8 protein-coding genes and 1 pseudogene are annotated in these 13,360 nt (G+C 39.1%); 2 read left to right on the top strand and 7 right to left on the bottom strand.

Features of this window, described 5'->3' with window-relative positions; translation table 11 throughout:
* Positions 1-82: 82 nt before the first annotated feature.
* The 7 genes and pseudogenes from L0P31_RS02990 to L0P31_RS02960 form a co-directional block, all read right to left on the bottom strand.
* Positions 83-2,062 carry a peptide ABC transporter substrate-binding protein gene (locus L0P31_RS02990; protein ID WP_238095680.1) on the bottom strand — a complete coding sequence of 660 codons (1,980 nt, stop codon included), beginning with the start codon at positions 2,060-2,062 and terminating at the stop codon, positions 83-85.
* 188 nt (positions 2,063-2,250) lie between these two features.
* Complete coding sequence (gene glf, locus L0P31_RS02985) at positions 2,251-3,354, bottom strand: UDP-galactopyranose mutase (RefSeq protein ID WP_238095678.1); 1,104 nt, start codon at positions 3,352-3,354, stop codon at positions 2,251-2,253.
* Positions 3,355-3,464: 110 nt separating this feature from the next.
* A pseudogene (locus L0P31_RS02980) lies at positions 3,465-3,554 on the bottom strand (tyrosine protein phosphatase); the annotation flags it as partial.
* 6 nt (positions 3,555-3,560) lie between these two features.
* On the bottom strand, positions 3,561-5,006 hold the full coding sequence (gene cpsA, locus L0P31_RS02975) for an LCP family glycopolymer transferase CpsA (RefSeq protein WP_238095676.1): 1,446 nt from the start codon (positions 5,004-5,006) through the stop codon (positions 3,561-3,563).
* A gap of 192 nt (positions 5,007-5,198) precedes the next feature.
* On the bottom strand, positions 5,199-7,157 hold the full coding sequence (locus tag L0P31_RS02970; RefSeq protein WP_238095674.1) for a peptide ABC transporter substrate-binding protein: 1,959 nt from the start codon (positions 7,155-7,157) through the stop codon (positions 5,199-5,201).
* Positions 7,158-7,359: 202 nt separating this feature from the next.
* Positions 7,360-9,327 (bottom strand): peptide ABC transporter substrate-binding protein, encoded by a 1,968-nt coding sequence (locus L0P31_RS02965; RefSeq protein WP_238095672.1) that lies wholly within the window; start codon positions 9,325-9,327, stop codon positions 7,360-7,362.
* 167 nt (positions 9,328-9,494) lie between these two features.
* Entirely contained in the window at positions 9,495-11,105 is a 1,611-nt protein-coding gene (locus L0P31_RS02960; RefSeq protein ID WP_238095670.1) for a glycoside hydrolase family 13 protein, read from the bottom strand.
* 152 nt (positions 11,106-11,257) lie between these two features.
* On the opposite strand from L0P31_RS02960, the gene L0P31_RS02955 reads away from it, so the two are divergent.
* Together L0P31_RS02955 and L0P31_RS02950 are read left to right on the top strand one after the other, a co-directional pair.
* Positions 11,258-12,742, top strand: coding sequence for a DUF1846 domain-containing protein (locus tag L0P31_RS02955; RefSeq protein WP_238095668.1), 1,485 nt, complete (start codon positions 11,258-11,260; stop codon positions 12,740-12,742).
* 94 nt (positions 12,743-12,836) lie between these two features.
* Positions 12,837-13,319: an S-ribosylhomocysteine lyase gene (locus L0P31_RS02950; RefSeq protein ID WP_000032547.1), complete on the top strand. Its 483-nt coding sequence runs from the start codon at positions 12,837-12,839 to the stop codon at positions 13,317-13,319.
* Positions 13,320-13,360 lie beyond the last annotated feature (41 nt).

Genomic DNA, 13,360 nt, shown 5'->3' with positions numbered 1-13,360 from the left:
ATAATCTTTGAAAGTGAAGAGAGGTTTCAACTCATTTTCGATAAACCAAAAGAAGTTAGCGAATAACTAACTTCTTTTTATCTTATTTCACATGTTTTGCAAGTTCTTCTTGCGCTTTTTTATTGGATTCTTCTTTTTCTTTCATCCATTTATCTTGAGCTTTTTGGTATTCATCCACAGTGACTGCCTTGTCTTGAAGTTCCAAGTATTTGTATAGGAGCGGATCGCTTGTCCCCTTGTTACCAGAGAAGGCAAACGGCATCGTAAATGGTACCATCTTAGACAAGATTGGGCGACCAGTGAGTGATGTTGTTGGAATAATCAAGGCACTATCTGTCAACCAAGCTTGGGCTGTAGCATACTTATCATAACGTTTTGCTACATCTATTGTCTCATTTCCAGCTTCAGTTACCAATTTCTCATAGTCGTTCAGACCAACCTTCTTAGCTGCAGCATTATCTGTACCAGAATCAAAGCCAAAGTAGGTTTTAGTGTTTTCACCAACTGATGGTTTGATAATATCGAGGTAAGTAGATGGATCCGCAAAGTCTGGAGACCAACCAACATTATCTGAAATATCCCAATCTTCCCCAGCTGCTGTTTCAGCAAAGTAGGTAATATTCAAGACTTCATCTTTTTGTAGTTGTTGAATATCAATTACGACATTATCTGTACCCAAGGTTTCTTCAACCGATTGTTTGAAAGATTGAACACGTTGAACTTTTGTAGTTGCTGTCTGATCAACAGGCATGTCTAGGTGAATTGGGAAAGTCACGCCTTCTGCCTGTAAAGCTGACTTAGCCTTCGCAAATTCGGCCTTGGCTTTTTCAGGATTGTAGAGACCATCTTGGGCATCGGCCAGATTAACATCCTTCCATTCATCCCCATAGGTTACTAATTTTTCTTTGACCATATCGCCAAAGTTTTTCCCATCTGCTTGAACAAATGTTGGTGGCACAAAGAGATTACGCAAAATTTTGCTTGCACCACTGGCACCGTTCACTTGTGAAGCATAGGCCGTACGATCAAAACCAAAGGCAATAGCCTGACGGAAATCCTTGTTTAAGAGAGCCTTTTTAGTAGATGTCTTTTGTTCGTCGCTAGTCTTAGAAGTATATTTATAGGACTGACGATCAATATTTGTACCAACTAGATAAGTCGTAGAGTCTTGTTGGGTATAGACGATATTATCTTTCATACTCTTCTCAAGCTCTGCAAAACTTGCATTTGTTGGAAAGAGACGAGCTGCTGAAAGGCTACCGTCCTTAAAGTTTTCTGCAGGTTTGCTGGTATCTTGCCCATCCCAGAATGACAATTTAACTTTGTCAACATGAACATTGTCCTTATCCCAGTAGTTCGGATTTTTCGCAAATTCAACGGAAGATTTAGCCACAATAGATTTCAGCAAATAAGGACCATTGTACAAGATACTGCTTGGATCTGTTGCTTTGGCAAAATCATCCCCTTTTGAGTTCAAAAACTCTTCATTGAGCGGCGCAAGCACACCCATGGTTGTTTTAGAATTCCAAAAACTTTCAGGTTTGTTCAAAGTGTATTGAACTGTTTGATCGTCAAGGGCTTTAATCCCGACTTGAGAGAAGTCTTTAACTTCCCCTTTAGCATATGCGTCCAAACCTTTAATTGAATCTTGTACTAAGTAAAGGGCTTGTGATTTCTTATCTGTTGCATATTTAAGACCTGTCACAAAGTCCTGAGCCTTAACAGGAGCGTACTCTTCTCCCTCAGACGTGTACCACTTGGCATCCTGACGAATCTTATAAGTATAAGTCAAGCCATCCTTAGAAACCGACCAGTCTTCTGCCAATGAAGGAACAAGGTTCCCGTATTTATCATTTTCAAGCAATCCATCAATGACGTTACTAGTAATGTTTGAAGTAGCTGCCTTACTGGTTGTCAAATAGTTGAGATTATCTGGATCTGTCTCGTAGGTAAAGGCAAAGGTCTGCTCACCTTTAGCGCCTGAGCCCCCAGAACAAGCAGCTAAAACACCCGCTGCTAATAAAGTCACTCCCGCAAGAGCCAATACTTTCCTTGTTTTCATAGTATTCTCCTCTGTTTTTCTATCCATTATAGACCCTTTTTCAAACATTGTCAACAGAATTTTCAGAATTTTTGAAAATTATTTTTTAAACATTAGGTTTGCAAAAATATGAATAATAACAAAAAACCTCAACTACATTAGGTAGTCGAGGAATGATCAATCATATTTCTGTAAGCAGTTTGATTTGTTTAATCTAACTCATTTCTTACACACTGCAAGGCTGCTCCGATTACCTGGTGCATATCATAATAGCGATAGTGTCCTAAACGACCACCAAAGATAACATTGCCTTGCTCATCAGCAAGTTTTTTATATGATTTATACAAATGATTATTACGATCATTATTAACTGGATAATAAGGATCATCACCTTTTTCCCATGTTTTAGAATGTTCTTTAGTAATGATAGTCTTAGCTTGATTCCCAAACTCAAAATGTTTGTGTTCAATAATTCGAGTATATGGAGTTTCTGCATCTGTATAGTTCACAACTGCATTTCCTTGGTAATTCTCCATATCCAAGGTCTCGTTTTCAAAACGAAGACTACGATACTCTAATTCACCCAACTTATAGTCGAAGAATTCATCAATCATACCAGTAAATACAATCTTAGGGAAGTCCTTCATATATTGCTCTTTATTCGCGAAGAAATCAACATTGGTTTCTACATCAATGTTTTCATGGTCCAACATTTTTTCAACTATTTGAGTGTATCCACCAATTGGAATTCCTTGATAGGTATCGTTAAAATAGTTGTTATCATACGTCAAACGTACTGGCAAACGGCGAATGATAAAGGCAGGAAGTTCAGTAGTTGGTTTCCCCCACTGTTTCTCTGTATAGTCTTTAATCAATTTTTCATAAATATCTGTACCTACAAGAGAGATAGCCTGTTCTTCCAAATTTTCAGGAGTTTTACCATTTAAAACAGCACGTTGTTCATCAATCTTAGCTTGTGCTTCCGCTGGCGTTACAACTCCCCAGAGTTTATTGAAGGTATTCATATTAAAAGGGAGGTTATAAATCTCACCCTTATAGTTTGCTACAGGAGAGTTAGTATAACGGTTAAAATCTGCAAACTGATTTACATAATCCCAAATCTCCTTATCAGAAGTATGGAATATATGGGCACCATATTGATGAACTTGAATTCCTTCCTCTTCACGAGTATAGATATTACCCGCGATATGATTTCGTTTTTCAATGACTTTTACTTTTTTTCCTTTTAAGGCTGCTTCATGGGCAAAGACTGCACCAAAGAGACCAGCACCAACAACAAGATAATTGTACATCTTAAGCTCCTTTATTTTTTAACAAACTGTTGTAGCAATTGTACAAGATTGATTACTTTAATCGATGATACAATTGTATATTTTACATCTTAAATCCGTACTTCTTATCCATAGACTTCTGCCAAAAGAATCTTGCTTTCTTGCTTAGTTTTCGGACCATCATCCACACCAAATACGATATGCGAATGAATATCAATCATTTTATCTTATTTTCCTTCCATCACATCATTGATTGCTGCCTTAACTGACTCTAAACTGCTATCACTTATTTCCATCATATAGAGGTTGCTATCAGGCATGGCATAAGATGGTAAATCCATCCGCCCTGTTCCTTTGAGATCTTGCGAGATAATCTTATAAGTTCCACCACTCTCAAGTTGGGCATTGGCCAGATTCATCATGGTTTCAAGCGGCATATTGGTTTGCAAAGAATCTTGTAGTCCCTTTATAATACTGTCATAATTTTTCAAAGCTTCTGTCGAGGTTAACTTTCGCAAAATAGCGACAATAACCTTTTGCTGGTTGCGACCACGATCTCGGTCTCCATCTGCCAATGAATAACGCTCTCGTACAAAGCTAAGAGCTTGCTCCGAGTCAAGATGAACACTTCCTACAGGATAGAACTTCCCATTTGTATGAGCAGTAAATTCTTGGTCATTATAAACATCAACTCCACCGAGTAAATCAATCAATTTCAAGAAAGAGGTGAAATTCAAACGAGCATAATAGTTCAAGTCAATACCATAGAGATTTTCCAGTGTATGAATCGAAGCATCTACTCCATAAATACCCGCATGAGTCAACTTATCTTTTTGATTATTCCCTCCGTCTGCAATCGGAACATAGGAATCACGAGGTGTTGTGGTCAAGAGAATCTTTTTAGTTTCACGATTCACTGTCATAATGATATTGACATCAGAACGAGAAACTGAACTAATTGGACCGTAAGTATCAATTCCGCTGATATAAACGTTGAAACTGTCACCTTTGACATCCTTTGGAGTTTCAACCTTCTTAGTTAATTCTTTGGTATAGATTTTCTTAATCTTTGAAGCATAGTCTGGATATTCTGATTCGATTATATTTTCAAAGACACTGTTTAGAAGGATTGCCTTTGTATCTCCAGCTAACAAGCTCTTATAGGCCGCAAGATAAGAACTGCTTTCTTCGACTGTCAATTCCTTATTTTGACTAGCCTTCAGATCATTCAGTAACTGTTGGATATTGTCCTTATCCGTCCCAGTAGGCCCCATTACACTGGTTACCTGACTGATATTCTCAATTGGACTATCTGCTAACACCGCAATACTCATCGAATAATTTGAGTAATTTGATGTTGCATTCAAACGACTAGTAAATCCAATGAACTGACTTACAACAAAGAGGGAAGTCCCATTAATCAAAATACCAAGTAGTAATAAAATCAGCGTTAGATTTTTAGCTTTCTTAGACCGAATTAAAAAGAAGCACAAGACAGCTAAGGCTACAATTAGGACGGTAACTACTATGTTCAGATATCGGAAGGCTAGCATATTGTATTTGAAAATCAAAAACAATAAAAAGACTGCTAGTACTGCATAGATAGCTAGCAACCCCCAACTAATCAATATTTTTGTTTTACCCTGACGAGCTCGTTTCGAAGATCTACTCACGATATACCTCTATTATCAATTTTTATTTCATTTCACTTTATTATATCATAAAATACATCATCAACAGTACATTGTATGATACATACTCTCCAAGTAAAGTATCCTCAATATCTCACTAAACTTCTACGTTTTAACTTTTAATATATTGCTGTGAAATACAATAAACAAGGTCCCTTACGGAACCTCGCTCATCTATTTGACATGATTTTCTGCTTCTTTTTGAGCTTTTTCGATTGCTTTTTTACTTTCTTGCTCCCATTTAGTCTTAGCTTCTTCAAACTGTTTGATTGTCACAGTATCTTTTTGCAGTTTCATATACTTGTAGTTATTGCCATCACCCTTGATACCGACCATTGAGTACCCTCTTGTAAATGGCGTTACTTTGGTTACAGATGCTGTTCCACCACTTGACATGGCTGACATAATCAGAGAATTGTCAATCATCCAAGCCTGTGCTTCAGCATATTTTTCATAACGTTTGGCTACATCTTTATTTTCGCTATCTGCATCTTTGAGCATCTTGGTGTAGGTATCAAGACCCAAGCTAGCAATTTTAGCTTTATCTTCCTGAGCATCTAGGCCAAAGATTTTGAGGTAGAATCCATCCTCTGCATTGAAAGGATTGAGATAAGTTGATGGATCTTGGTAGTCACCTACCCACCCATCAAAGTTCAAATCATAGTCTCGATCAGCAGGCGTTGGTGCTAAGAAGGCTACGTTATTAAAATCATCTGTTGAAAGTTGCTGAACATCAATGACAATGTTATCAGCACCTAAAACTGACTCTAGAGTCTGCTTAACAGAGTTCATGCCTGTCACAGCATTTTTACTTGTTTGATCAACAGCCACATCCAAGTGAATAGGGAAAGTCACACCTTGACTTGCCAATTCTTTTTTAGCTTCCGCAAATTTTGCTTGGGCCTTTTCTTTGTTAAAATAGGCATCCTGAGCATCTGCCAAGTCAATGCCTGACCATTCTGTTCCGTAGTTAACCAATTTAGAAGCGACTACTTCTCCAAAGGTCTTGTCTCCAACTTGGACAAATGTAGGAGGTACTAGGGTGTTGCGAAGGGTCTTGCTAGCTGCTTCTTCCCCATTTGACTGGGCAGAATAGGCTGTGCGATCTAAGGCGAAGTTCACCGCTTGGCGGAGGTTCTTGTTCAAGACAGCTGTTTCAGTTGACTTCTTCTGCTCATCTGTCGTTTTAGACGTATGGTTGTAAGCCTTACGATTAACGTTAAAATTGAAGTACCAAGAAGTCTTGTCCTGCAAGCTATAAACGATATTATCCTTATATTTTTCCTTGGTCTTAGCAAAGTTAGAACTATTTGGATAAACCCCAGCGATTGAATAGGCTCCACTTTCAAAGTTACGGATAGTCAATTCTTGGTCTGAACCATCAAAGTAAGCCAATTTCACGTGTTCAATCGATACTTTATCATGATCGTAGTAATGCGGATTTTTCACATACTCGATTGATGATTTTGATGTGAAATCTTTTAACAAATAAGGTCCGCTGTAAAGAATACTATCTGGAGATAGAGTCCCAAAATCTTTCCCTTTCGAATTTAGAAACTCTTCATTTACCGGAAAAAGAATACTATTGGTTGTTTTTGAATTCCAGTAAGGCTCTGGACGTGCCAAAGTATACTCAACAGTCTGGTCGTCGATAGCCTTCACCCCAACCTTAGAAAAGTCAGTATCTGCTCCTGTAATATAATCATTCAAGCCCTTGATCGAGTTTTGAATCAAGTCAATGGCCTGTGATTTATTGTCCACTGCGTATTTGATTCCTGTCACAAAATCCTGTGCCTTGACTGGGGCGTACTCTTCACCGTCGGCCGTGAACCATTTGGCATCTTTTCTCAATTTGTAGGTATAAGTCAGACCGTCGCTTGAAACAGACCAGTCTTCTGCCAAAGATGGAACTAGGTTCCCGTGATTATCATTTTCAAGCAAGCCATCAACTAGGTTGGTAATGATGGCTGTATTATCAGCGTAATAGTCTAATAGATAGTTAAATGTAGTTGGATTTCCACTAAAGGTTGATGAGTAAGTTTTTGTATCTGAACCTGATTGTCCGCAAGCAGCTAAAAGCAAAGCAGCCGCAAAGGTCAGGCCTGCGCTAAGAACACGCTTTTTTGTAGTCATCTTCTTTCTCCTTCATGTTAGTTTTTGTAACATATGTTTATTTTACCAAAATATTGGAAATTTGTAAAGTTAATTGAATTTTGAGAATGAAAGTTTATAAATCTTAGCCATAAAAAAACAAAGGATTTCTGTCTTTCATACAGTCCTCCCTTGTTTTTATACGGTTTGTTGACTAAGAAACATCTACAAAATAAGCCTAGACTCATTTTATGTGTTTTTCTAAATCCTTTTGATACTGAGCATTAGATTCTAGTTTTTCCTTTTGCCACTTTTTAAGAGCCGCCTCATACTCTTTAGTTGTCACGATATCATTTTGAAGTTGCATACCTTTAAAAATAAATGGATCTCCCTTAATACCGACCTGTGAATAAGCTTTGGTAAATGGAACAGTACGACTAACCATAGGAGAGCCACCTGAAGAAGCAACTGGAATAAGAAGTGAACTATCAGCAACCCAAGCCTGTGCTTTGGCATACTTTTCGTATCGTTTATCAAGATTACTTGTCTCAGATGCAGCATCATCCAAGAGCTTCTTGTATTCATCCAAGCCAACTTTCGCCATAACTTCAGGATCCTTGCCCTTTGTTATACCTAGATGTTTCAAGGCAGAACCCTTCTTAGCATCTAAAATATTGAGATAGGTTGCTGGATCTTGATAATCTGGTCCCCAACCAGTTCCGTTCAAATCATAATCTTTTTGGGTTGGAACTTTAGCTTGAGAAGTAATACTTTCCTTCTCATTATCCGTCATTTGAAGAACATCTATAATTACATTCTCAGTTCCCAATGTTTCTTCAATCGATTGTTTTAATGAATTTGTCTGTTGAACTGCAACTACATCTGTCTGTTCTACTGGTACATCCAAATGAATCGGGAAACTTACTCCCTTAGATTGCAATTCTGTTTTCGCTTTTTCAAATGTAGACTTGGCCTTTGTTGGATTGTAAATTGTATCTTTGCCATCTGTGAGAGTCACATCTTTCCATTGCTCTCCATATTTCAGCAGTTCATCCTGAGCCAGCTGTCCGAAGGTCTTCCCAGCTACTTGAACATAGTTATCTGGCACTAGACTATTACGAATAATCTTATCCGCACCTTCTTCACCATTTAATTGAGCTGTATAGGCGTGGCGATTAAATGCAAAATTAAGAGCCTGACGGAAGTTCTTATTGAGAAGAGCTTCTTTTGTTGATGTTTTTTGTGACTCATCTGTTTTAGCTGTTTTATTATAGGATTGACGATTTACGTTAACGGTAAGATAATAACTTGTTGCCTCTTGTGGACTATAGACAATCTTATCACCGTATTCCTTTTTAGTTGATTCAAAGTTTGAGCTTGCTGGAAAGAGACGAGCAGTTGTATAGGCACCTTGTGTAAAGCTACGAATTAAGGATTCTTGGTCTGATCCATCATAGAATGTTAATTTTACATTATCAATTTTGACATTTTCCTTATCCCAATAGTTAGGATTTTTTTCATATTCAATCACAGATTTAGAAATCAAGGACTTCAAAAAATATGGACCATTGTAAAGAATACTTGATGGAGTTGGCGCTCCGTAATCCTTACCTGTTGCATTCAAAAATTCTTCATTAACTGGAAGCATCGTTGCAGTGGTTATTTTTGAATTCCAAAAACTTTCCGGTTTATTAAGCGTATATTCTACTGTATAATCATCAAGAGCTTTCACACCTACAGTTGAGAAATCGTTTGTCTCACCACTAACATAAGCCTCCAATCCTTTGATAGATTTCTCAACCAAAGAAAGACCATCGGACTTTCCGTCTGCTGCATGCTTTAATCCAGTGACAAAATCCTGAGCCTTAACTTCTGCATACTCTTCTCCTTCTGAAGTGTACCACTTCACACCTTTACGAAGTTTGTAGGTATAAGTCAAACCATCTTTAGAAACTGACCAATCCTCTGCTAGAGAGGGAATCAGATTCCCATATTTATCATTCTCTAAAAGACCGTCGACGACGTTACCTATTACGTCAGAAGTTGAACTTTTACTTGTAACGCTATAATCCAAGGATGATGGATCAACAGCATAAACATAAGAAAATGTTTTGGGAGCGTCTGCATTCTTTTCACTTTTCCCACAAGCTGTTAAAAGAATGGCTGTACTCAAGGTCACTCCTGCTCCTAAGAGCCACTTTTTCGATTGCATAAATAATCTCCTTCAAAATAGTATTTTCACTATTATACCCTATTTTTTTACAAATGCAATAGCTTTTGACAGATTTTTTAGAAAATTCTAACAAATGTTTTTAAAAGAGTTTTTTACACAACTTTTAGCAAAAAACCTCAAGCTCTAAGGCTCAAGGTTCTCACTTTTTAGTTAGTCATTTCCACACAGAAAGCATCCCATGGAGCCAAGATTTGTTTTTCAAAAACTTCTTGAGCCACGGTGTTTTCAATCAAGACTGATTTAACATTTCCTTCTACTGTCAAGTCTTGGTCTTCATTGGACAAGTTGGCTACAACTAAGAAATGACGGTCGCCATCTTTACGAATATAGGCAAAGACCTTGTCAGCTGTATCAAGCAATTCAAAGTCAGCTCGAATCAGCCAGCTATTCTCCTTACGGATTTGAACCAGTTTCTGATAAGTATAGAAAATAGAATCTGGATTTGCCAGCGCTTCTTGAACGTTGATTGCTTGATAGTTTGGATTGACTGCCAACCACGGTTGACCTGTTGAGAAACCAGCGTTTTTGCTTTCATCCCATTGCATTGGAGTACGAGCATTGTCGCGACCAATGACACGGATGCTGTCCATGATTTCTTCCATCGGAACACCTTTTTCAAGAGCTTCACGCGCATAGTTAAGAGATTCAATATCTTCTACTTGGTCCAGCGTTTCAAAGGGATAGTTGGTCATCCCAATCTCCTCGCCTTGGTAGATATAAGGAGTCCCTCTCATGAGATGAAGCAATATTGCAAAGGCTTTGGCAGATTTTTCGCGGTATTCCTGGTCATTTCCCCATATTGAGACGATACGAGGAAGGTCATGATTGTTCCAGAAGAGCGAATTCCAGCCGTCCTCAACTCCTAATTCTGTCTGCCATTTGTTGAAAATCTCTTTTAACTTAGCAATATTCAGTTCTTTTTGATAGTGCCATTTAGGCTGACCTTCCTGATACTGAAGACCGATATGTTCAAACTGGAAGACCATAGACAACTCTTGCCCTTTTGGATCCGAGTAGAGCTTAGCAATTTCTGGCGTTGCTCCCCATGTTTCCCCTACTGTTAAGAGATTCTTATCTCCAAAGGTCGCCTGATTCATCTCCTTGAGATAAGGGTGGAGCATAGGACCATTATTGACTACTTTCTCGTCAGGAATTTTCCCAATCATGTCAATGACATCCATACGGAAGCCGCCAATGCCTTTATCAATCCAAAAGTTCATCATCTCATAGATTTTCTGGCGAAGTTTTTCATTTTCCCAGTTGAGATCAGGCTGTTTCTTGCTGAAAAAGTGGAGATAGTACTGACCTGACTTTTCATCGTATTCCCAAGCAGACCCACTAAAGATAGACTCCAAATCATTGGGTTCGTCCCGCCAGATATAGTAGTCTCTCTCAGGGCTATCAGGATTTTCACAAGCCTCGACAAACCAAGCATGTTCATCTGAGGTATGATTGACCACCAAGTCCATGATGATACGAATATCACGTTTCTTAGCTTCCGCGATCAATTGATCCATATCCTCCATGGTCCCGAAAATAGCCGCAATCGCTTGATAATCAGCAATATCATATCCATTATCATCCATAGGACTGTCATAAACGGGAGACAGCCAAATCGCTGTAATTCCTAACTTAGCTAGATAGTCTAACTTACTGGTAATACCTGGCAAATCGCCAATTCCATCTCCGTTGCTATCCATAAAGCTCTTAGGATAAACTTGATAGACTACGGCATTGTGCCACCATTTTTCTTGCATCTTCTTACCTCATTATTTTAATAATCTACAGTCTATGATAGCGCTTTTCAGATTTTTATGCAAGCGTTTGCCTAATCTTTTTGATTCCTTTTTTAACTCCATAGTTTCCTAACTTCCAATTTTTTATTATAATAGAGGTCAGAGGTAAAAAAATGAAAAAACAAGCTTTTAGTTCTGAACAATATTTGAATCTACAGCGCGACCACATTTTGGAGCGTATCAACCAATTTGACGGCAAGCTCTACTTGGAGTTTGGTGGCAAAATGTTAGAAGACTTCCACGCTGCTCGCGTCCTTCCTGGTTATGAGCCTGACAATAAAATCAAGCTCTTGCAGGAGTTGAAAGAGCAAGTCGAGGTTGTAATTGCCATTAATGCTAGCAACATCGAGCATTCCAAAGCACGTGGTGACTTGGGCATTTCTTATGACCAAGAAGTTCTTCGCTTGATTGACAAATTCAATGAACTGGGAATTTTTGTCGGCTCAGTAGTCATCACACAGTACGCTGGCCAACCCGCTGCGGATGCCTTCCGCAACCAACTTGAGAAAAACGGAATTGATTCTTATCTTCATTATCCAATCAAAGGATATCCAACAGATATGGATCACATCATTTCTCCAGAAGGTATGGGGAAAAATGACTACATCAAAACCAGTCGTAACTTGATCGTCGTAACTGCTCCTGGACCTGGTTCTGGAAAATTGGCAACCTGTATGTCCAATATGTACCACGATCAAATCAATGGTATCAAGTCTGGCTACGCTAAATTTGAAACCTTCCCAGTTTGGAATCTTCCCCTTCATCACCCAGTCAATTTGGCCTACGAGGCTGCCACAGCTGACCTTGATGATGTCAACATGATTGACCCCTTCCATCTCCAAACCTACGGAGAGACCACTGTCAACTACAACCGTGATATCGAGATTTTCCCAGTACTCAAGCGCATGTTAGAACGTATCCTTGGTAAATCTCCATACGCTTCTCCGACAGATATGGGTGTCAACATGGTTGGTTTCGCTATTGCAGATGATGAAGCTGCTGTCGAAGCTTCTAAACAAGAAATCATCCGCCGTTACTATCAAACTGTTCTTGATTTTAAAGCCGAAAAAGTTGGCGAAGCTGCTGTCAAGAAAATCGAGTTGCTTATGAATGACCTCGGCATCACACCTGCAGACCGTAAGGTTGCTGTCGTTGCGCGTCAAAAAGCAGAAGAAACTGGCGGACCAGCCCTAGCCCTTGAATTGCCAAGCGGAGAAATTGTCACAGGTAAGAACTCAGAGCTCTTTGGCCCTACAGCCGCTGCTCTTATCAACGCCATCAAGAAATCAGCTGACATCGCTAAAGAAGTAAAACTAATCGAACCTGAAGTTGTCAAACCGATTCAAGGTCTTAAAATCGATCATCTGGGTAGCCGCAATCCACGCCTTCATTCAAATGAAATCCTGATTGCACTTGCTATCACAGCTACAGAAAATCCTGATGCTGCTCGTGCTATGGAAGAACTTGGCAACCTCAAAGGAAGCGAAGCCCACTCAACCATCATCTTAACCGATGAAGACAAGAATGTCCTTCGTAAACTAGGGATCAACGTAACCTTTGATCCTTACTACCAATACGACCGCTTGTATCGTAAATAAAGATTTGAACCTCTCCACCCTCGGAGAGGTTTTCTCTCTGTCTCAAGAGCTGGCTTTATGTTATAATGAAAGAAGAAAACTGAAAGGATTTACCATGTCAAAAGAAGTTATTGTTGAAAGTTTTGAACTTGACCACACTATTGTTAAAGCACCTTATGTCCGCTTGATTGGGGAAGAAACAGGGCCAAAAGGAGACATCATCTCCAATTATGATATTCGCTTGGTGCAACCAAACGAAGACTCTATCCCTACCGCTGGCCTTCACACTATCGAACACCTCTTGGCCAAACTCATCCGTACTCGCATTGACGGCATGATTGACTGTTCACCATTTGGTTGCCGTACAGGCTTCCACATGATTATGTGGGGACGTCATACTAGCGCTGAGATTGCAGCAGTTATCAAGGATTCGCTTAAGGAAATCGCTGAAACCACTACTTGGGAAGATGTTCCTGGAACAACCATCGAATCTTGCGGCAACTACAAGGATCACAGCCTCTTTTCTGCTAAAGAATGGGCAAAACTCATCCTTGAACAAGGGATTTCAGACGATGCCTTTGAACGCCATGTCATCTAAACAAAAAAAAGGAACCAGTTTTTTTCAGCTGGTTCCTTTTT

Source organism: Streptococcus mitis (assembly GCF_022137125.1).
Lineage (GTDB): Bacteria > Bacillota > Bacilli > Lactobacillales > Streptococcaceae > Streptococcus > Streptococcus mitis_CE.
Note: the sequence above shows the minus strand (reverse complement) of the source record. Positions and strands in the feature narration are given on the sequence as shown.

Excerpts from the sequence above, each read along its gene's own strand:
- L0P31_RS02990 (WP_238095680.1), bottom strand. The coding sequence starts at position 2,062 with ATGAAAACAAGGAAAGTATTGGCTCTTGCGGGAGTGACTTTATTAGCA.
- glf (WP_238095678.1), bottom strand. The coding sequence starts at position 3,354 with ATGTACAATTATCTTGTTGTTGGTGCTGGTCTCTTTGGTGCAGTCTTT.
- L0P31_RS02970 (WP_238095674.1), bottom strand. The coding sequence starts at position 7,157 with ATGACTACAAAAAAGCGTGTTCTTAGCGCAGGCCTGACCTTTGCGGCT.
- L0P31_RS02965 (WP_238095672.1), bottom strand. The coding sequence starts at position 9,327 with ATGCAATCGAAAAAGTGGCTCTTAGGAGCAGGAGTGACCTTGAGTACA.
- L0P31_RS02960 (WP_238095670.1), bottom strand. The coding sequence starts at position 11,105 with ATGCAAGAAAAATGGTGGCACAATGCCGTAGTCTATCAAGTTTATCCT.
- L0P31_RS02955 (WP_238095668.1), top strand. The coding sequence starts at position 11,258 with ATGAAAAAACAAGCTTTTAGTTCTGAACAATATTTGAATCTACAGCGC.
- L0P31_RS02950 (WP_000032547.1), top strand. The coding sequence starts at position 12,837 with ATGTCAAAAGAAGTTATTGTTGAAAGTTTTGAACTTGACCACACTATT.